The organism is Achromobacter ruhlandii, assembly GCF_902859695.1.
Classification (GTDB): domain Bacteria; phylum Pseudomonadota; class Gammaproteobacteria; order Burkholderiales; family Burkholderiaceae_B; genus Achromobacter; species Achromobacter ruhlandii.
On record NZ_CADIJL010000025.1, the window covers coordinates 76,503 to 96,602 of the forward strand.

Annotated in this window: 18 protein-coding genes; 10 read left to right on the forward strand and 8 right to left on the reverse strand. The window is 66.8% G+C overall.

Going from position 1 to position 20,100, the window contains the following annotated elements:
- Positions 1-9 precede the first annotated feature (9 nt).
- From HV742_RS23985 to HV742_RS24000, 4 genes are read left to right on the forward strand one after another with little or no spacing between them, the layout of a single operon-like run.
- Positions 10-861 carry a branched-chain amino acid ABC transporter permease gene (locus HV742_RS23985; RefSeq protein ID WP_049073490.1) on the forward strand — a complete coding sequence of 284 codons (852 nt, stop codon included), beginning with the start codon at positions 10-12 and terminating at the stop codon, positions 859-861.
- Between the two features lies 1 nt (position 862).
- Complete coding sequence (locus tag HV742_RS23990; RefSeq protein WP_049073491.1) at positions 863-1,852, forward strand: branched-chain amino acid ABC transporter permease; 990 nt, start codon at positions 863-865, stop codon at positions 1,850-1,852.
- Positions 1,833-2,555 carry an ABC transporter ATP-binding protein gene (locus HV742_RS23995; protein WP_049073492.1) on the forward strand — a complete coding sequence of 241 codons (723 nt, stop codon included), beginning with the start codon at positions 1,833-1,835 and terminating at the stop codon, positions 2,553-2,555. Before HV742_RS23990 ends, HV742_RS23995 begins: the two co-directional genes overlap by 20 nt.
- Before the next feature lie 4 nt (positions 2,556-2,559).
- A complete protein-coding gene (locus HV742_RS24000; protein ID WP_175146572.1) occupies positions 2,560-3,267 on the forward strand; it encodes an ABC transporter ATP-binding protein in 708 nt (235 codons plus the stop codon).
- Between the two features lie 101 nt (positions 3,268-3,368).
- Here the strand turns inward: HV742_RS24000 and HV742_RS24005 are convergent, their stop codons facing one another.
- From HV742_RS24005 to HV742_RS24020, 4 genes are all read right to left on the reverse strand, one after another.
- Positions 3,369-4,439, reverse strand: coding sequence for a porin (locus HV742_RS24005; protein WP_054502652.1), 1,071 nt, complete (start codon positions 4,437-4,439; stop codon positions 3,369-3,371).
- A gap of 337 nt (positions 4,440-4,776) precedes the next feature.
- Positions 4,777-6,078 (reverse strand): TRAP transporter large permease, encoded by a 1,302-nt coding sequence (locus HV742_RS24010; RefSeq protein ID WP_049073495.1) that lies wholly within the window; start codon positions 6,076-6,078, stop codon positions 4,777-4,779.
- Positions 6,071-6,571, reverse strand: coding sequence for a TRAP transporter small permease (locus HV742_RS24015; RefSeq protein ID WP_049073496.1), 501 nt, complete (start codon positions 6,569-6,571; stop codon positions 6,071-6,073). The genes HV742_RS24010 and HV742_RS24015 overlap by 8 nt, the downstream gene beginning before the upstream one ends.
- Before the next feature lie 7 nt (positions 6,572-6,578).
- The gene (locus HV742_RS24020; RefSeq protein ID WP_049073497.1) at positions 6,579-7,553 is read right to left on the reverse strand and encodes a TRAP transporter substrate-binding protein; all 975 of its coding nucleotides are present in this window, start codon (positions 7,551-7,553) and stop codon (positions 6,579-6,581) included.
- A 284-nt stretch (positions 7,554-7,837) separates the two neighbouring features.
- Between HV742_RS24020 and nudC the strand changes: the two genes are divergently transcribed.
- The 3 genes from nudC to HV742_RS24035 all read left to right on the forward strand — a co-directional run bounded on the left by nudC (position 7,838) and on the right by HV742_RS24035 (position 13,026).
- Positions 7,838-8,608, forward strand: a complete 771-nt coding sequence (gene nudC, locus HV742_RS24025) for an NAD(+) diphosphatase (protein ID WP_063581699.1) — start codon at positions 7,838-7,840, stop codon at positions 8,606-8,608.
- A 200-nt stretch (positions 8,609-8,808) separates the two neighbouring features.
- Positions 8,809-9,318 (forward strand): winged helix DNA-binding protein, encoded by a 510-nt coding sequence (locus HV742_RS24030; protein WP_006388202.1) that lies wholly within the window; start codon positions 8,809-8,811, stop codon positions 9,316-9,318.
- Positions 9,319-9,402: 84 nt separating this feature from the next.
- Positions 9,403-13,026 carry a hydantoinase B/oxoprolinase family protein gene (locus HV742_RS24035; RefSeq protein ID WP_175146569.1) on the forward strand — a complete coding sequence of 1,208 codons (3,624 nt, stop codon included), beginning with the start codon at positions 9,403-9,405 and terminating at the stop codon, positions 13,024-13,026.
- Between the two features lie 30 nt (positions 13,027-13,056).
- Here HV742_RS24035 and HV742_RS24040 read toward each other — a convergent pair whose 3' ends face one another.
- Entirely contained in the window at positions 13,057-14,118 is a 1,062-nt protein-coding gene (locus HV742_RS24040; protein WP_175146570.1) for a C45 family autoproteolytic acyltransferase/hydrolase, read from the reverse strand.
- Between the two features lie 165 nt (positions 14,119-14,283).
- Between HV742_RS24040 and glnH the strand changes: the two genes are divergently transcribed.
- The 3 genes from glnH (at position 14,284) to glnQ (ending at position 16,586) form a co-directional block, all read left to right on the forward strand.
- Positions 14,284-15,036: a glutamine ABC transporter substrate-binding protein GlnH gene (glnH, locus tag HV742_RS24045; RefSeq protein ID WP_006388205.1), complete on the forward strand. Its 753-nt coding sequence runs from the start codon at positions 14,284-14,286 to the stop codon at positions 15,034-15,036.
- A gap of 168 nt (positions 15,037-15,204) precedes the next feature.
- On the forward strand, positions 15,205-15,861 hold the full coding sequence (gene glnP / locus HV742_RS24050; protein ID WP_035360348.1) for a glutamine ABC transporter permease GlnP: 657 nt from the start codon (positions 15,205-15,207) through the stop codon (positions 15,859-15,861).
- Positions 15,858-16,586, forward strand: a complete 729-nt coding sequence (gene glnQ / locus HV742_RS24055; protein ID WP_049073501.1) for a glutamine ABC transporter ATP-binding protein GlnQ — start codon at positions 15,858-15,860, stop codon at positions 16,584-16,586. Before glnP ends, glnQ begins: the two co-directional genes overlap by 4 nt.
- A gap of 136 nt (positions 16,587-16,722) precedes the next feature.
- Here glnQ and HV742_RS24060 read toward each other — a convergent pair whose 3' ends face one another.
- Genes HV742_RS24060 through gmk form a run of 3 tightly spaced genes read right to left on the reverse strand, consistent with a single transcriptional unit; the run spans position 16,723 to position 19,922 of the window.
- Entirely contained in the window at positions 16,723-19,017 is a 2,295-nt protein-coding gene (locus HV742_RS24060) for a RelA/SpoT family protein (RefSeq protein WP_006394759.1), read from the reverse strand.
- Positions 19,018-19,039: 22 nt separating this feature from the next.
- Positions 19,040-19,243, reverse strand: a complete 204-nt coding sequence (rpoZ, locus tag HV742_RS24065; protein ID WP_006394760.1) for a DNA-directed RNA polymerase subunit omega — start codon at positions 19,241-19,243, stop codon at positions 19,040-19,042.
- A 46-nt stretch (positions 19,244-19,289) separates the two neighbouring features.
- Entirely contained in the window at positions 19,290-19,922 is a 633-nt protein-coding gene (gene gmk / locus HV742_RS24070; RefSeq protein ID WP_080977408.1) for a guanylate kinase, read from the reverse strand.
- Positions 19,923-20,100 lie beyond the last annotated feature (178 nt).

Consider the following 20,100-nt stretch of genomic DNA (forward strand, 5'->3'; position numbering starts at 1 on the left):
GAGCACTCCATGTTCGAAGCTCTCTCGGCAGGCCTGTTCAATGGCCTGATCTATGCCGCGGTGGCGGTGGGGCTGGCGCTGATATGGGGCATTACCGACGTCATCAATTTCGCCCATGGCGAATTCCTGATGCTCGGCATGTATGCCGCCTATTGGCTCTATACCCTGGGTCACATCGACCCCACGTTGTCGGCCCCTCTGGTCGCCATCGTGCTGGCCTTCGTCGGTTTCCTCACTTATGCGCTGATCATCAAGCGCCTGCAAAAAGGCCCCGCCATGGCGGTGATCCTGGCCACTTTCGGCCTGGGCCTGGTGCTGCGCCAGCTGGCGTTCATCGCGTTCAGCCCGGACTATCGCAGCCTGCCCGACACCCTGGTGTCCGGCAGCGTCACGGTGGCCGGCATTTCGCTGGGCCGTCCGCAGGTGGTGACCGGCCTGATCGCGCTGGTGGTGGTGGCCGCGCTGTTCGTGCTGGTGTACCGCACGCGCTGGGGCCATGCCTTGCAGGCGGTGGCCGAAGACCGCCAGGTGGCGGCGCTGGTGGGCATTTCGCCCGACCGCGTCAACGCCCAGGTGTGGATGCTGGGCAGCGCCGCGGTCGGCCTGGCCGGCGCGCTGCTGACCACGTTCTTCTATGTGTTCCCCTCGGTGGGCACGGTGTTCGGCCTGCTGGCCTTCGTGGCGGTCTGCATGGGCGGCTTCGGCTCGCTGCCCGGGGCCTTCATCGCCGGCATCCTGATCGGCGTCATCGAGGCCATGACGGGCTATTTCGTGGCGCCGGCGCTGAAGACGGTCAGCGTCTTCATCCTTTTCATCCTGGTTCTCTGGTATCGGCCGCGCGGCCTGTTCGGGCGGTGGTGACATGACGACGACACGAAAAATCGACGGCGCCTCATCGGGCGTGCCGAAATGGCCGGTGGCCGTGGCCCTGGCGGCGGCGGTGCTGCTGGCGCTGGTGCCGCTGGTGGTGACCGACTCGTTCACCCTGCAGGTGCTGCTGCTGGCCATCATGTTCGGCGCGCTGGGCGCATGCTGGAACCTGGTGGGCGGCTTTCTCGGGCGTATCTCTTTCGGCCACGCGGTGTTCGTGGGCGTGGGCGGCTACACCACCTTGCTGCTGCTGCATCATCTGAAACTGACGCCGCTGCTTGGCATTCCGCTGGGCGGGCTGATCAGCGCGGCGCTGGCCTGGCTGGTGGGCGGGCCGACGCTGCGCCTGTCCGGGCACTATTTCGCCATGGCCACCATCGCGCTGCTGCAGATCGGGCTGCTGCTGATGATCAACTGGGACTGGGCCGGCGGCGCGGTCGGGCTGGAGGCGCCGATCGGCGACGCCGCCTGGATGCTGCTGTTCCGCAGCAAGGTGCCGTACTACTGGATCGCGGTGGGGCTGGCGTTCCTGACGTTCTGCGCCACGTACTTCCTGGTGCATTCCAAGACCGGCTTCTACTGGCGCGCCATCAACGGCGACGAAGCGGCCTCGCGCAGCCTGGGGGTGCCGGCGGACCGCTACAAGATGCTGGCGTTCGTGATGTCGGCCGGCATGACCGGTGTCTGGGGCGGCTTTTTCGCCATGTACGTGGGCTTCATCGATCCCGAATCGATGTTCAGCCTGACGATGTCGGTGCAGGTGGTGCTGGTGGCCATCCTGGGCGGCGTCGGCACGCTGATCGGTCCGTGGCTGGGCGCGGCGGTGCTGTTGCCGCTGTCGGAAGGCACGCGGGTGCTGTGGGGCAGTTCGGGCCTGGGCCTGGACTTGCTGATTTTCGGGTTGGCGATCCTGCTCGTCACCCTGTTCCTGCCAGGCGGTCTGGTGACATTGGGGAGGCGCCGTGGCTCTGCTCGACGTTAAGAACCTGACCAAGCGCTTCGGCGGCCTGGTCGCCAACAAGGATATCTCGCTGTCGGTCGACGCGGGCGAGATCGTTGCCATCATCGGCCCCAATGGCGCCGGCAAGAGCACGCTGTTCAACGGCCTGGTGGGTCATCACGAGCCGACCTCGGGCTCGGTGGCGTTCGCCGGCGAGTCCATGATCGGCCGGCGGCCGGAACAGGTCGCGGCCATGGGCCTGGTGCGCACCTACCAGATCCCGCGCAGCTTCGGCCAGATGACGGTGCTGGAGAACGCCATGGTCGGCGCGCTGTTGCGCCATCCGCGCCTGCCCGACGCGCGCCGCGCCTCGGCGCGGGTGCTGGAGCTGGTGGGGCTGGCCGATCGGGCCGATACGCTGGCGGCCGAGCTGAACGTGGCGGGGCAGAAGCGGGTGGAGCTGGCGCGCGCGCTGGCGACCGAGCCGCGCATGCTGTTGCTGGATGAAGTGGCCGGCGGCCTGAACCCCGCCGAAGCCATCGCGCTGGCCGAGATCCTGCGCGGCATCCACGCCGCCGGGGTGACGCTGATCATCGTCGAACACGTGCTGGAGGTGGTGATGCGGCTGGCGCAACGGGTGCTGGTGCTGAACTTCGGCCAGATGATCGCCGAGGGCGCGCCGCAGGACATCGTGCGCAATCCCGCCGTGATCGAAGCCTATCTGGGGAGGAAGCACCGTGCCTGACGTGATGTTGAAGGTAGAGAACCTGAGCGTGGCCTATGGCGGCGTGCAGGCCGTGCGCGACCTGTCGCTGGAGGTGCGCCAGGGGGAAATCGCCGCGCTGCTGGGCGCCAACGGCGCCGGCAAGTCCAGCACGCTGCTGGCCATCATCGGTTCGGTCAAGCCCCGGGAAGGTCGCGTCGTCTTCGAAGGGCGCGACATCACCGGAACGCCGCCGGACCAGCTGGTCAAGCAGGGCATTGCGATGATTCCGGAAGGCGCGCGGGTGTTTGCGCGCCAGCCGGTCGAGCAGAACCTGCGCCTGGGGGCCTACACGGTGCGCGACGAACGCGTCTACCAGGAGCGGCTGGACAAGGTCTACACGCTGTTTCCGCGCCTGAAGGAGCGCCGCGAACAGTTGGCGGGCACCATGTCCGGCGGCGAACGGCAGATGCTGGCCATCGGCCGTGCGCTGATGAGCGGGCCACGGCTGCTGCTGATCGACGAACCCAGCCTGGGCCTGTCGCCGCTGCTGGTCGAGCAGGTGTTCGACGCCCTGGCCGCGCTGAACCGCGATGACGGCCTGTCGGTGTTGCTGGTCGAGCAGAACATGGCGCAGGCGCTGGAAGTGGCGGCGCGCGCCTATGTGATGCAGAGCGCGCGCATTGCGCTGTCGGGTGATGCCGCCGAGCTGGCGGCGTCGGACGAGGTGCGCAAGGCGTATCTCGGGATGTAGCCCGTCGGCCGCTTTCCGCCAGGCGAAAAAAAGCCCGTCGCGCGAGGCGACGGGCTTTTTCTTGATAGGCGGCCGGGGGCGGGCCGACAGTCTCGAAGGACTTAGAAGATGTGGCGGATGCCCACGCCGGCGCCGACCTGGCTGGTGCGGCCGGCGATTTCGCCGGTGGCGGCGTCGCGGACCTTGTTGTAGTCCACGGTGCCGTACACCTGGGTGCGCTTGGACAGCGAGTACTCGGCCACGGCCACCAGGGCGTAGCGCTTGCCCTTGTCGCCGTCCTCGACCACGTTCTTGCTCTGGTCGTAGTAGGCGGCGCCGGTGATGGCCCAGCGCGGGGTGGCCTGCCAGGTCACGCCGGCGAAGTAGCCGTTGTCCTTGCGGTCGAGCTGGGCGGTGGTGGTGCCGCCCATGACGGCGTTGACCCAGCCGGTCTGGTCGCGGCCGTTGAAGTAGCCCGCGAAGATCTTGGCGCTTTCGAACTGGTACGAGGCGCTGAAGTTCCAGACGCGCTGGCGCAGGTCGGAATCGTTGCCTTCGTAGGTGTTCTGGTACGCGGCGCCCAGACCCAGTTGACCGACGGTGTAGCGCAGGCTCACACCCATCTGCTGACCGGCCTTGCGGTCAGACCACTTGTCGCCGTTGGCCCACTGCGCGATCACGTTCAGGTCGCCCAGCGTGTTCGAGTAGCGGAACGAGTTGTTGTTGCGCACGCGGCCCATGGCGGCGGGCAGCCACGAGTTTTCGTTGTAGTTACCGACCGTCAGCGGGTCGAAGTAGTCGGCCATCAGGTCCTGGATCACCGTGTTCTGCAGGCCCAGGGTCAGCGCGCCGATCTTGCCGCCATCCAGGCCGACGTAGGCCAGGCGGTTGAAGGTCTTGCTGGTGTCGGAAGCCTTGCCGTTCTGCACGTTGAAGCCTTGCTCCAGGCGGAAGAAGGCGCGGTTGCCGTCGCCCAGGTCTTCCGAGCCGCGCAGGCCCCAGCGGCTGTTGGAGATGGCGCCGTTGGCCATGGAGATGCGGCTGCCGTCCTGGCCGGTGGCGCCGTCGCTGGTGTTGACGTAGCGGATGCTGACGTCGGCGATACCGTAGAGGGTGACGCTGGTTTCCGCCGAGGCGGCGCCGGCGGCCAGGCCGAGACCGGCTGCGGCGAGCGAGAGGGTGATGCGTTTCACGAAGGCTTCTCCTAATGTTTCTGTTCTTGGCATGAACCGGGCTTTTGGCTCGGCTGGATGCGCCTGGCGGTTCGCCTGGAGCGGGGCCGCTGCACCGACGCCTGGGGTTGGCGCGGGTCCGGAGCGTTGACCCTGGTTGCGTCCTATGCGCCATGTTGGTGCGCACTGGAACGCCACGGGGATTCTAAAAAAGTTACGGCTTGTGTAGTGCGTTTATCTTTTTCGCGTTTTCCCTGGGTTTACAGAATGGCAAAAAAGGCGATTGTTGAAACAATGCCTGGATTGTTCCAAAAAAAACCCCGTTCCAGGAACGGGGTTTCGGATTGGCCTGGGCCGGTCAGAGCGTCATATGCAGCGGCAGCCACGTGGCGATGCCCGGGATCAGGTACAGCAGCAGCACCGCCAGGATCATCAGGAAGAACATCGGCAGCGAGGCGCGCGCGATGTAGGGCAATTCGCGCCCGCTCATGCCTGACAGCACGAACAGGTTGAAGCCCACCGGCGGCGTGATCTGTGCCATTTCCACAACGAAAACGATGAAGATGCCGAACCAGATCAGGTCGATGCCGGCCGCCTGCACGGTCGGCAGCAGCACGCCCATGGTCAGCACCACGATGGAAATGCCGTCCAGGAAGCAGCCCAGCACGATGAAGAACACCATCAGCGCCATGATCAGCCCGAACTGCGACAGACCCAGCCCGCCGATCCATTCGGCCAGCGCCCGCGGCAGGCCGATGTAGCCCATTGCCAGCGTCAGGAACTGCGCGCCGGCCAGGATCAGCGCGATCATGCAGTACAGCCGGGTGGCGCCCAGCAGCGACTGCATGAAGGTGGAACGGTTCAGCGAGCCTTGCAGTCCCGACAGGATCAACGCCCCGACCACGCCCACCGCCGCCGCTTCGGTGGCCGTGGCCAGGCCGGTGTAGATCGAGCCGAGCACCGCGCCGATCAGCAGCATCACCGGAATCAGGTGGCGCGAACGCGACAGCTTTTGCATGAACGTCAGGCCGGGATCGGCGGCCGGCACTTCGTCCGGATTGCGGATCGCCCACCAGGCGATGTAGCCCATGAACAGCAGCGCCAGCAGGATGCCCGGCACGATGCCGGCGATGAACAGCTTGGCGATCGACACGTCCGCCGCCACCCCATAGACGATCATGATGATCGACGGCGGGATCAGCAGCCCCAGCGTGCCGGCGCCCGACAGCGTGCCCAGGATCTTCGATTCGGGGTAGCCGCGGCGCGTCAGCTCGGGGATGGTCATCTTGCCGACCGTGGCGCAGGTGGCCGCCGACGAGCCCGACACCGCCGCGAAGATGGCGCAGCCGATCACGTTGGTGTGCAGCAGCCGGCCAGGCAGCCGGTTGAGCCACGGCGCCAGGCCCTTGAACAGATCCTCCGACAGGCGCGTGCGGAACAGGATTTCACCCATCCACAGGAACAGGGGCAGGGCGGTCAGCGTCCAGCTCGACGAGGCGCCCCAGATGGTGACGGCCATGGCATCGCCGGCGGGGCGGCTGGAGAAGATCTCCATGCCGATCCAGGCGGTGCCCGCCAGCGTCAGGCCGACCCAGACACCGCATCCCAGGAACGCGAAGATCGAGACGACCAGCAGGGTAATGACGAGAAGTTCATTCATGGGTTTGCTGCGAGGTGGCGGCGGCCAGGCCGCGTGAACGGCGAACCAGCTCATCGAGCAGGGCGACCAGGAACAGGACCGTGCCCACGGCCATGCTCAGCTGCGGAATCCACAGCGGCGTGGCGTCGTTGGACGTGGACATGTCGTTGAACTGCCAGGAATCGTAGGCCAGCTTGACGCTGAAGAAGGCGAAAGAGGCAGCCATCAGGCAGCCGATGCCCAGCGCGAAGATATCCAGGCGGCGGCTGGCGGCCGGCGACAGCGCGTTCAGGAGCAGCGTCACGCGAATGTGCTCGCCATGCTTGAAGGTGCTGGCCAGCGCCAGGAAACCCGCGGCGGCCATGAAATACCCGGCGTAGGCGTCGGTGCCGGGAATGTTCAGGCCGAGTTGTCGGGCGATGATGGCGGCCAGCACCGCCACCAGCACGCCGATCGTGCACAGGCCGGCCAGCAGGCCGGCCGCGCCGTAAAGTCCATCCAGAAAGCGGCGCATGGTCGTATCACTGCTTCCGGTAGGCGTCGATCATGGCCTGGCCGTCGGCGCCGGCCTTCTTGAGCCAGTCATCCAGCATGCGCTTGCCGATCACCGACAGGCCTTCCTTGAGCTCGACGGTCGGCTTGATGGTCTCCATGCCGTTCTTGGCCAGTTCTTCCTGGTACCACTTGTTCTTTTCCTGCGACAGCTTCCAGCCGCGTTCCTCGGCCTGCGCGCCGGCCTTTTTCAAGGCTTCCTGCGTGGCCGGATCAAGCGCGTCGAACGCCTTCTTGTTGACGATCACGGCGTTCTTGGGCAGCCAGGCCTGGGTGTCGTAGAACTTCTTGATGTACTCGTAGGTCTTGGTGTCGTAGCCGGTGGAGGCCGACGACATGTACGAGTCTATCACGCCGGTGGCCAGGGCCTGCGACAGTTCGGCCTGCTGCACCGTCACCGGCTGGGCGCCGACCAGCTCGGCGATCTTGGCCGTCACCGGGCTATAGGCGCGCCACTTCAGGCCCTTCATGTCGCTGATCTGCTTGATGTCCTTGTTGGCGAAGATGCCCTGGGGCGGCCAGGCCACCGCGTACAGCAGCGTCATGCCTTGCGAGTTCAGCTTCTTTTCCAGGAACGGCTTCTGCGCCTGGTACAGCTTGAACGAGGCGTCGTAGCCGGTGGCCAGGAAGGGCAGGCCGTCCAGTTCGTAGATCGGATCTTCGTTGGCGAAGTTGGTCAGCAGGATCTCGCCGATCTGGGCCTGGTTGCCTTGCACCGCGCGCTTGATCTCGGGCGCCTTGTACAGCGAGGCGTTGTTGTGCAGCGTGATCTTGAGCTTGCCTTCGGACAGCGTGTCCACGTCCTTGATGAAGGTCGTCAGGTTTTCGACGTGGAAGTTGCTGGCGGGATAGGCGCTGGGCAGGTCCCACTTGGTCTGGGCCTGGGCGCCGGCGCTGAACGCCACGATGAGGCTGCCGGTCAACAGCGAGAGCTTCTTGAACATGATGGTCCTTCTTTGCGAATGAGGAGTGCGGGACGTCTTGGCCCGGTTAGGCATTACGAAAAGAGCGCGCGGCGTGGCATGACGCCAGGCTGAAAAGCCGTGCCATTCTATGTTGCCAATTGGTCACAAAGTGCCTGTAAATGCGCGTTTACGGGTAATTCCTAGGCTGGCGCGCGCGGATTGCTTGAAGATTGAACTAGTGTGCCCACGGGCCGGACGAAGTCTTGCGGCGGGGCTTTTTTCTTCTAAGATCTCGTCATCGCAGTCGTGCCGCAGAGGATCGTGTGAATTTCGTTTTTCGTCGTGACGAGTTGCTGGTCGAGGAAGCCACCAGCGTGTTGCCGGACCTGGACGCCTGTGTGCGCGCCGGGCTTGGGGCCGATGCCTTGCAGCCGGTCTGGGCCGCGCCGGAATCGCCGGCCCGCGCCGCGCATGTCGAGCCGGGCATCGAAGCGCCGCATGGCTACGCGTTCAAGAAGCTGCGGTCCCTGTTCGGGGTGCTGGACGAGGAACGCATGGCGCTCGCGGGGCGCGCCTACCAGATCGCGGAATGGGCCCGCACCCACCGTTTCTGCGGCGCCTGCGGCACGCCCACCACGCGCGTCAGCGGCGAGTTCTGCCAGCGCTGCCCGGCCTGCGGTTTCTCGGCCTATCCGCGCATTTCGCCGGCCATGATGGTGCTGATCCGCAAGGGCGACAGCATCCTGCTGGCGCGCCACACCGCCAACGCCGCCGGGCGCTACACGGCGCTGGCCGGCTTCGTCGAACCGGGCGAGAGCATCGAACAGACGGTGCACCGCGAGGTGCTGGAAGAGGTCGGCCTGAAGGTCGGCAACCTCAAGTACTTCGGCAGCCAGTCCTGGCCGTTCCCGCATTCGCTGATGGTGGCCTACACGGCCGAGTACGTGTCCGGCGACATCCGCGTGCAGGAGGACGAGATCGCCGATGCGCGCTGGTTCGGCCCGGGCGACCCGATGCCCGAGATCGCGCCACGCATCTCCATCGCGGGGTCGCTGATCCGCGCGAATCTGCCGGCGGGCTGGGACGCGCCGTAGTCTTTTGTTGAGGGCAGGCGCCGCGGTGGGCCTCTGCCGCGAACGCCCTGGCGCGGACCGGACGGTCCTGTCGGCGGAGGCCAGGAGCTAGGGTATTCCCTCGAAACGAGGGTTTTTTTGTGTCCCTGATTTATTTTTTATTGATGAAATATAGATAAATTATTAGTATTTCGCGCAGATAAACTTGTTGCGCGGCCGTTATGACCTCCACGTTGATCGCCTCGTCGGCCCACCTGGCCGGGGGCAGCGCGCCCGATCTGTCCGAAGTCGAATTCGGCCTGATGATCGCCAGCCACGCCTTTGACCGCTGGACCGTGCGCTGCATGGCGGCGGCGGGCCTGCCTGACCTGACGCCCACCGACGTCATGGTGTTCCACCACGTGTTCCATCGCCAGCGCCCCAAGAAGCTGGCCGACATCTGCTTCACGCTCAATGTCGAAGACACGCACATCGTCAATTACGCGCTGAAAAAGCTCGACCGCCTGGGCGTGGTCAAGGGCGAGCGCGCCAGCAAGGAAGTGTTCTACAGCGTCACGCCCGAGGGCGCGGCCATCATCAAGCGCTACGGCGAAATCCGCGAACAATGCCTCACCGCCGGCCTCGACGCGCCGGGCGGGGGCGGCCTGGAATTCAGCCGCCAGCTGGCGCACACGCTGCGCGCCCTGTCCGGCCTGTACGACCAGGCCGCGCGCGCCGCGACCTCCCTGTAACCGATACGCGGGATCCTTCCCGTACCACCACCCGCACGCCGCGGCCGGCAGCGCCGTGGCGGCTTCTTGTACCCGAGGATGAATATGAAGTGGCAATTCTGGATTGATCGTGGGGGCACCTTCACCGACATCGTGGCGCGCCGTCCCGACGGCACCACCACCACCGCGAAGATGCTGTCGGAGAACCCCGAGCAGTACCGCGACGCGGCGGTGGCGGGCATCCGCAAGCTGCTGGGCATCGCGCCCGGCCAGCCGGTGCCGGCCGAGCAGGTCGAATGCGTCAAGATGGGCACCACGGTCGCCACCAACGCGCTGCTCGAACGCAAGGGCGAACGCACGCTGCTGGTCACCACCCGCGGCTTCCGCGATGGCCTGCGCATTGCCTACCAGAACCGTCCGCGCCTGTTCGACCGCAACGTGCTGCTGCCGGAAATGCTCTACGAGGCCGTGGTCGAGGCCGACGAGCGCGTCGCCGCCGATGGCGAAGTGATCCGCGACCTGGACGAAGCGGCGCTGCGCCGCGACATGCAGGCGGCGTACGACAGCGGCATCCGCACCGTCGCCATCGTCTTCATGCACGCCTGGCACGCCACCGGCCACGAGCAGCGCGCCGCCCGCATCGCGCGCGAGATCGGTTTCACCCAGGTATCGGCCTCGCACGAGGTCAGCCCGCTGATCAAGTACGTCTCGCGCGGCGATACCACGGTGGTCGATGCCTACCTGTCGCCCATCCTCAAGCGCTACGTCGACCAGGTGGCCAGCGAGCTGCCCGGCATCCGCCTGATGTTCATGCAATCGAGCGGCGGCCTGACCGACGCGCACCGCTTCCGCGGCAAGGACGCCATCCTGTCCGGCCCGGCCGGCGGCATCGTCGGCATGGTGCGCACCAGCGAACAAGCGGGTTTTGACAAGATCATCGGCTTCGACATGGGTGGCACTTCCACCGATGTGTCGCACTACGCCGGCGAATTCGAGCGCGAGTTCGAGACCCTGGTGGCCGGCGTGCGCATGCGCGCACCGATGATGAGCATCCACACGGTCGCGGCCGGCGGCGGCTCGATCCTGCATTTCGACGGCGCGCGCCTGCGCGTCGGCCCGGATTCGGCCGGCGCCAACCCTGGCCCCGCCTGCTACCGTCGCGGCGGCCCGCTGGCCGTGACCGACTGCAACGTGCTGCTCGGCAAGATCCAGCCCGATTTCTTCCCCAAGGTCTTCGGCCCCGACGCCAACGAGCCGCTGGACCGCGACGCCGTCGTGCAGCGCTTCCAGGCCATGGCCGACGAGGTCCGCGCCGCCACCGGCCGCGACATGACGCCGGAACAACTGGCCGAAGGCTTCCTGGAAATCGCCGTCGGCAACATGGCCGAAGCCATCAAGCGCATCTCGGTGCAGCGCGGCCACGACGTCACCGAATACGCGCTGACCGTGTTCGGCGGCGCCGGCGGCCAGCACGCCTGCCTGGTGGCCGACGCGCTTGGCATGACCACCGTGTTCGCGCACCCGCTGGGCGGCGTGCTGTCGGCCTACGGCATGGGCCTGGCCGACCAGACCGACATGCGCCAGAAGACCGTCGAAAAAACGCTTGACGCCGCGCTGATGGCCGAGCTGCAAGGCGAACTGGACGCGCTGGCCGAGCAGGCCGTGGGCGAACTGCGCCGCCAGCATGTGGCCGACAGCGACATCCAGGTGCAGCGCCGCCTGCACCTGAAGTACCGCGGCACCGACACCGCGCTCGAAGTGCCGTATTCGGACCTGGACCAGGCTCGCAAGGACTTCGAGGCGGCCTATCGCCAGCGCTATTCCTTCCTCATGCCCAACCGCGAACTGGTGGTGGAGACCATCTCGGTGGAAGCCACCGGCGGCGGCGAGCGCGTCACCGAGACGCCCGCCTCGCGCAGCCGCGATGGCGCGCTGGCGCCGCGCCGCGCGGTGCGCATGTACAGCGGCGGCGCCTGGCGCGACACGCCGTTGTACGTGCGTGAAGACATGGCCGGCGGCGACGTGGTGGCGGGCCCCGCCATCATCTCCGAGCCGAACCAGACCACCGTGGTCGAGCCCGGCTGGCAGGCCGAGCTGACGCAACAGGACCACTTCGTGATCCGTCGCGTCGAGGCCCGCCCCGAGCGCCGCGCCGTCGGCACCCAGGCCGACCCGGTAATGCTGGAGGTGTTCAACAACCTGTTCATGTCGATCGCCGAACAGATGGGCTACCGCCTGCAGAACACGGCGTACTCGGTCAACATCAAGGAACGCCTGGACTTCTCCTGCGCCATCTTCGACGCCCAGGCCCGCCTGATCGCCAACGCGCCGCACATGCCGGTGCACCTGGGCTCCATGGGCGAATCGGTGCGCACCGTCATGAACGCCAACGCCGGCCGCATGCAGCCGGGCGACGCCTACGTGGTCAACGACCCGTACCACGGCGGCACCCACCTGCCGGACGTCACGGTGATCACGCCGGTGTTCGACCGCAACGGCAGCGAGATCCTGTTCTACGTCGGCTCGCGCGGCCACCACGCCGACATCGGCGGCACCACGCCGGGCTCGATGCCGCCGGATTCGAAGACGGTCGAAGACGAAGGCGTGCTGTTCACCAACTTCCAGCTGGTCAAGGGCGGCGAGTTCCGCGAACAGGCCGCGCGCGACATCCTCGGCTCCGGCCGCTGGCCGGCGCGCAATCCGGACCAGAACATCGCCGACATGCACGCGCAGATCGCCGCCAACGAAAAGGGCGTGCAGGAACTGCTGCGCATGTGCGATCACTTCGGCCTGGACGTGGTGCGGGCCTACATGGGCCACGTGCAGGACAACGCCGAAGAAGCAGTGCGCCGCGTGATCTCGGTGCTCAAGGACGGCAGCTACGAGTATCCGCTGGACAACGGCGCGGTCATCCGCGTCGCGGTGCGGGTGGACAACCAGGCGCGCAGCGCCGTGGTCGACTTCACCGGCACCTCGGACCAGCTGGACAACAACTTCAACGCCCCGGGCGCCATCGCCGTGGCCGCGGTGCTGTACGTGTTCCGCACCCTGGTCAACGACGACATCCCGCTGAACGACGGCTGCCTGGTGCCGCTGTCGATCATCCTGCCGGAAGGCTCGATGCTGCGCCCGAACCCGCCGGCCTCGGTGGTGGCGGGCAACGTCGAAACGTCCATGTGCATCGTCAACGCGCTCTATGGCGCGCTCGGCGTGCTGGCCGCCAGCCAGGGCACCATGAACAACTTCACCTTCGGCAACGCGCGTCACCAGTACTACGAGACCATCTCGGGCGGCACCGGCGCCGGTCCCGTGCGCATCGACGCCGCCGGTCCCCACGACGAAGGCTTCCCCGGCACTTCGGTGGTGCAGGCGCACATGACCAACTCGCGCCTCACCGACCCCGAAGTGCTGGAGTTCCGCTTCCCGGTGCGGCTGGAGTCGTACGAGATCCGCCACGGTTCGGGCGGGGCGGGGCGCTATCCGGGCGGCAACGGCGGCGTGCGCCGCATCCGCTTCCTGGAAGACATGACCGCCGCGATCCTGTCCAACAACCGCCGCTATGCGCCGTTCGGCCTGGCCGGTGGCGAGCCGGGCGCGATGGGCCGCAACTATGTCGAAAGGCTGGACGGCACGGTCGAGGAGCTTGGTCCGCAGGACAGCGCCCAGTTACATCCGGGCGACGTGTTCGTGGTGGAAACGCCGGGAGGCGGGGGCTACGGGGCGGCCTAAGCGCCGCCCGTCATCGGCGCCCGAGCCCGTTCAGGCGGGTTCGGGCGCCGGATCGTCCGGGTCGTTCATCACATCCAGCACAATGTCCGCCTTGGCCTTGCGGTCATAGACCCGCAGCGTCACCTCGCCATCGCCGATTTCGAAGATCGCGGTGGCGAGCGTGTTTTCGCCGTCCGGGTCCTTGGGATCGGTGCGCAGGATCGGCAGTTCGCCCTCGGTGTCATGCAGCGCCGCCAGCAGGTCGGCGCCAATGGTGGCGGGGGACCAGGTGTCGACGATGCCCTCGATGCGGCGCTGGCGCTCGCGCGACGAGTCGGTGATGATCTGCGATTGCCCCCGGCTGGCCTGATGCACCATGTGGTTGGCGTGGCCATACCGGGTGCCGATCTCCTGCGCTGACGCGGCGCCCGGCGTCGCCTCGACGCTGAAGATGCGGGCGTCGGCCGCCGACCCCAGCGTATGGTGAAAGCCCCCCGCGCGTGGTGCGTCGCGCAGCAGCGCCACGGCCTCGTCCAGCGTGGCGCAGTCGAGCACGGCGCGCGCCAGCAGCATGCGCGGCAGGCCGCGCTGGCGCAGGCGCGTGCGCAGGTTGTTGATGGTCTGCACCAGACCGGCGCGATTGGCCCCGAAGGTATGGCCGGGCAGGGATCCCGGGTAATAGAAGCTCAGGTAGCCCGGCGCGTCGTCCAGCGCCACGTCCACCAGATGGCAGCGGCCGTACAGGAACGGATCGCCGTCCTCGTTGTGGCCGATCCAGCGGGTGCCATCGGCCGCCTTCAGCGCCACCGAGGTGCAGCCGTCGCCGCTGCCGCTGCTATGCAGCAAGTCACCCCGGCAATTCCACAGCAACACGTCCGCCAGCGGCATTCCCAGCCCTTCGGCCAGCCCCTCCAGTTCCTCCCAGATCGCCGGCAGCGCGGCGCGCGCCTGCTCGCCCAGTTCGGTCACGTAAGGATGGCCGCGCCAGGGGCGCAGCGCCTTCCAGGTGGCGCTCTGGTCCAGGTAGGTCGCCATCAGCGGGCGGGCCAGCCTGCCCAGCGCCACGCCCACCTGGCGCCGGTTGCCGGCGATGCGTACATACTTGTAGGGCATGGGGATTCTCCGGGGTGTCATGCGGATTGTAATTTTTCTAAGCTCTCTGCGGTGGGGACGGATGCGTTAACATGCGCCGTAAGTTGCTCCGGCGATCCCGGCGTGGCCCGCGCATCATGTTCCAACTGCAACCCCGGGCGCTATCAGCCCCAAGAGGAGAGTTTCATGATTAAACGTAAAGTCGCCGCCGCCTTGGTCGGCCTGTCCATGGCCATGTTCGGCGCCGCCTCCGGCGCCTACGCCCAAGGCAAGGAATTGGTGGTGGCCACCGATACCGCGTTCGTGCCGTTCGAGTTCAAGCAGGGCAACACCTACACCGGCTTCGACGTCGACCTGTGGGCCGCCATCGCCAAGGAGCTGAACGTCAAGTACAAGCTGCAGCCGATGGACTTCAACGGCATCATCCCCGGCCTGCAGACCAAGAACATCGACGTGGCGCTGGCCGGCATCACCATTCGCGATGACCGCAAGAAGGTGATCGACTTCTCCGATCCCTACTACGAAAGCGGCCTGGCCATCCTGGTGGGCGAAAAGAACACCGACATCAAGGACGCCAAGTCGCTGGCCGGCAAGACCGTCGCGGTCAAGACCGGCACGGCCACCGTGGACTTCCTGAAGGCCCAGGTGCCGGACGCCAAGCTCAAGCTGTTCCCCAACATCGACAACGCCTACCTGGAACTGGCCACCGGCCGGGTCGACGCCGCCGTGCACGACACGCCCAACGTCCAGTACTACGCCAACACGGCCGGCAAGGGCCGCGTCAAGGTGGTCGGCTCGGTCAAGAGCGGCGACTTCTACGGCATCGCCTTCCCCAAGGGCAGCGAACTGGTGCCGCAGGTCAACAAGGCCCTGGCCACGCTCAAGTCCAACGGCCAGTACGACGCCATCTACGAAAAGTGGTTCGGCAAGAAGCCCTGAGCCTTCCCGCCGGATTGATGTTGCATTTCGGGGCCGCCCGGCAGTCTGGGGCCCCGGCGCTTCGCTCCGGCGACGCCGGGCCCGGGACGGGGCGGCCCCGAGCCGCTTGCGGCGCCGGGCATTCCCGCCAGGATGCGGCGCGCGAGGCGCGCCATTGAGGGGTAATTCGTGGATTTTGACTGGAATGTAGTGATGGATGCGCTGCCCAACCTGTGGGTGGGCACGCAGATGACCATCAAGATCACCTTTTGGGGCCTGTTCGGCGGGTTCCTGCTGGGCGCGCTCTCCGGGGTGACCCGGGCCTACGGGCATCCGATCCTGTCGGGCATCGCCCAGGTGTACGTCGCGGTGATCCGCGGCACGCCGATCGTGGTGCAGGTGATGTTCATTTATTTCGCCTTGCCGCTGCTGGCCAACATCCGGGTGGACGCCGAGTGGGCCGCCATCGTCACGCTCATCATCAACTCGGGCGCCTATATCTCCGAGATCGTGCGCGGCTCGCTGCTGTCGGTGCACAAGGGCCTGAAGGAAGCCGGGCAGGCGATGGGCCTGCCGTTTCACAAGATCCTGTTCCACATCATCGGGCCGGTGGCGTTCCGCCGCATGATTCCGCCGCTGGGCAACCAGTGCATCATCAGCCTGAAGGATTCGTCGCTGTTCATCGTGATCGGCGTCGCGGAACTGACTCGCCAGGGCCAGGAGATCATGGCCAGCAACTTCCGTGCGGTCGAGATCTGGTCGGCCATCGCCATCGTCTACCTGATCCTGACGGGCACGATGGCGCTGATCCTGCACCTGGTGGAAAAGAGGATGCGCATACTATGAGCATGGTTGAATTTCATGACGTCACCAAGACGTTCGGCGAGTCCACGGTCCTGAACGGTATCTCGCTCAATATCGACGCGGGCGAGGTGGTCGTGGTGGTGGGGCCGTCCGGTTCCGGCAAGTCCACCTTCCTGCGCTGCATCAACGTGCTCGAAACGATCAACGGCGGCGACCTGCTGGTCGACGGCCTGAGCGTGCATGGCGGCGCCGCCCAGGTGCGCGAGATCCGCCGCGAGGCCGGCATGGTGTTCCAGCAGTTCAATCTGTTCCCGCAGATGACCGCGCTGCAGAACGTCATGTTCGGGCCGATCCACACGCGCGGCCAGGGCCGCGACGAGGCGCGCGAACTGGCCGAGCAGCTGCTGCGCAAGGTCGGGCTGGGCGAGCGCATGAACCACTATCCGTCCGAGCTGTCCGGCGGCCAGCAGCAGCGCGTGGCGATCGCCCGCGCGCTGGCCATCAAGCCCAAGCTGATGCTGTTCGACGAGCCGACCTCGGCGCTCGACCCGGAACTGCGCCACGAGGTGCTGAAGGTGATGCGCGATCTGGCCGAGGAGGGCATGACCATGGTGGTGGTCACGCACGAAATGGAGTTCGCGCGCAAGGTCGGCAGCCGCCTGATCTTCATCGACGCCGGCAAGATCGCCCATGACGGGCCGCCGGCTGAGCTGCTGGACAATCCGCCCAGCCAGCGCCTGAAGGACTTCCTGCAACACGTGGCCTGAGCACGGATCGCTCCACGCTTCAAAGGCCGCAATGAGAGCGCCCCCAAGCGGGATGTCACGGATCCGGCTCCGCCGGTCCGTAGACATGCCCCCTTGAGGGGGAAGCGCGCAGCGCTTCGGGGGTGGGGCCTTCCCCTCAGCCCTTCACGCGCACGATCTTCTGCACTTGCGGCACGTGGCGGATGGCGCGGATCACCTGCGCCAGGTGCTTGCGGCTGTCGACCTGGATGGTCAGGTGCAGCGACACCGTCGAGACCGCGTCATCGTGCATCGTCACATGCATGATGTTGGCGTCGGCCGCCGTGACTTCCGCGGCCAGCCGGCCCAGCACGCCGCGCTCGTTGCGGGTGACGATGTCCAGGCGCGTGGCCAGGTGCTTGGCGGTGTGGGCGTCCCACGCGACGTTGATCCAGCGTTCCGGTTCGCGCAGGCGCTGGCGCATGGCCACCGGGCAGTCGGCGGTATGCACCACCAGGCCGTGGCCCATGCGCATGCCGGCGATGATCGGGTCGCCGGGCAGCGGCCCGCAGCACGGCGCCAGTTGCACCGCCTGGCCTTCGTTGCCCTGGATCAGGATCGGGGCGCTGCGGGCCGAGGTCAGCTCGTCCACCGCCGCGGCGGTGGTGGCCACCAGTTGGTGCTCGGGCGCGAAGCGGCGCGCCACCACGGCCGCCAGGCGCTTGCCCAGGCCGATGTCGGCCAGGATTTCCTCGCGCGAGCTGGCGCCGGTGCTGCGCGCCAGCTTCTGCCAGGCCGGATCGTCGGTGGCCGGCAGCGGCATGTGCAGCTCCTGCAGGGCCTGGCCCAGCAGGCGTTCGCCGAAGGCCACCGATTCCTCGTACTTGACGGTGCGCAGGTAGTGGCGGATTTCCGAGCGGGCGCGGCCGGTGCGCACGTAGTTGAGCCATTGCGCGTTCGGGCGCGAAGCGGGGGAGGTGACGATCTCCACCGTGTCGCCGCTGTTCAGCTCCGTGCGCAGCGGCACGAACTCGCCGTTGACCTTGGCGGCCACCGCCTGGTTGCCGATGTCGGTATGGATGGCGTAGGCGAAGTCCACCGGCGTCGCGCCACGCGGCAGCGAGATGATCTTGCCGCGCGGGGTGAAAACGTAGACGGCGTCCGGGAACAGATCGACCTTGACGTGTTCGAGGAATTCGCCCGAATCGCCGGTCTGGCTCTGGATGTCCAGCAGCGATTGCAGCCACTGGTGGGTGCGTTTCTGCAGGTCGTTGAGCGTCAGGTCGGCGCCCTTGTACAGCCAGTGCGAGGCCACGCCTTCCTCGGCCACGTGATGCATGTCGCGGGTGCGGAACTGGAATTCCACCGGCGTGCCGTAGGGACCCACCAGCGTCGTGTGCAGCGACTGGTAGCCGTTGACCTTGGGAATCGCGATGTAGTCCTTGAACTTGCCGGGCACCGGCCGGTACAGCTGGTGCAGCGTGCCCAGCGCCAGGTAGCACTCCGGCAGCGTGTGGACGATGACGCGGAAACCGTAGATGTCCAGCACGTCGGAGAACGACTTCTTCTGGTCGACCATCTTGCGGTAGATGCCGAACAGCGTCTTCTCGCGGCCGGTGACCTCGGCCTCGATGCCGGCGGCCGGCAGGGCGGCGCGCACCGAATCGGCGATCTTGCCGATCACCTCGCGGCGGTTGCCGCGCGCGGCCAGCACGGCCTTGTACAGCACCTGATAGCGGTTCGGGTACATGGCCGCGAAGCACAGGTCCTGCAGTTCGCGGAACAGCAGGTTCAGGCCCAGCCGGTGAGCGATGGGCGCGTAGATGTCCAGCGTTTCGCGGGCGATGCGGCGGCGCTTTTCAGGGTTGACCGCGTCCAGCGTGCGCATGTTGTGCAGGCGGTCGGCCAGCTTGATGAGGATGACGCGCACGTCGCGCGCCATCGCCAGCAGCATCTTGCGGAAACTCTCGGCCTGCTGCTCGGCCTTGGTGGCGAAGTCCAGGCGGTCCAGCTTGGACAGGCCATCGACCAGCTCGGCGACTTCAGGGCCGAATTTCTCGGCCAGCTCGTGCTTGGCGATGCCCTGGTCTTCCATCACGTCGTGCAGCAGGGCGGCGGACAACGCGTTCGCGTCGAGCTTCCAGCCCGCGCAGATTTCCGTGACGGCGATGGGGTGCGAGATGTAGGGCGAACCGCTGGCGCGGAACTGGCCCAGGTGCGCCTGGTCGGCGAAGCGGTAGGCTTCGCGCACGCGCTCCACATCTTTCTTGTCGAGATAGCTGCCGATGATTTCGGTCAGCGGCGCCAGCGAGGCGACCGGCGAGGCGGTCGCGTCCGCCGCCTCTTGGGCGGCGACGGAGGCTGGCGTGGGGGAGTTCTTGTCTTTCTTGCCCGTGCGGCGCCCGAGACGGGAGCCGGCACGTAGCGCGGCAAGCAGACCTGATGAAGCGTACTTCAGCCCGGGAAAAGCCATGCTTGCCGCCCCCCGGAAAATATCAGGTGGGAACTTTACGCAGCATTTCCGCGCCGGTGAGGCCGCCCGCGATTTCGCGCAGGGCCGTGACGGTGGGCTTGTCTTTGCTGTCCAGGCGCGGGGCATGGCCTTGCGCCAGCTCGCGGGCGCGGTAGGTCGCGGCCAGCGTGAGCTTGAAACGGTTGGGGATCTGATTCAGACAGTCTTCGACGGTAATGCGAGCCATTAGGACACCTGGTGCTGATGGTGGAAAGGGAGAATGCGGATTCGTTTCAGTGTGCCGCCGGGATGCCGAGTTGCGCGAACAAGTCAGCGTGCCGGGCGGCCTGAGACGAAAAACGCAGCCGCGCGGCGCTGACGATTTGAGTCAGTTCCGACAAGGCTACGCTAAATTCTTGATTAATAATAACATATTCGCATTCCGGCGCGTGCGCGATTTCGCCGCCGGCGGCCATCAGCCGGCGCGCGATCACCTGCGGCGCATCCTGGCCGCGCGCCTTCAGCCGGCTTTCGAGTTCCTCGATGGACGGCGGCAGCACGAAAATGCCAATCGCGGCGGGGAAGCGCTGGCGCACCTGGCGCGCGCCCTGCCAGTCGATCTCCAGCAGCACGTCGCGGCCTTCGCGGGTGGCTTCGTCGATGCGGTCGCGCGGCGTGCCATAGAAATTGCCGTGCACCTCGGCCCATTCCAGCAGGCGCTGCTCGTCGCGCATCTGCTTGAATTCGTCGGTGCCGATGAATCGGTATTCGCGGCCGTCTTCTTCGCCGGGACGCGGCGCGCGCGTGGTGCACGAGACGGACAGGAGGATGGACGGGTCTTGCTGCAGCAAGGCCTTGACCAGGCTGGATTTGCCGGCCCCGCTGGGGGCGACGACCATGAAGACATTGCCGGAATTGGCGTGCATGGAATATGACGAGCGTGTGATGCCGAGACCCGAAGGATAGCAAATCGCGCGGCGCGGCAGGGGGAAAACCCCGCCGCATTGTCGCGCCGCGCCATGCCGCCACCTGGACGGGGGGGCGATCGAGGCGGGCCGTCCGGCGGCCCGTGCGGCGCTGGCCCGCCGGCGGGCCGACGCCGCG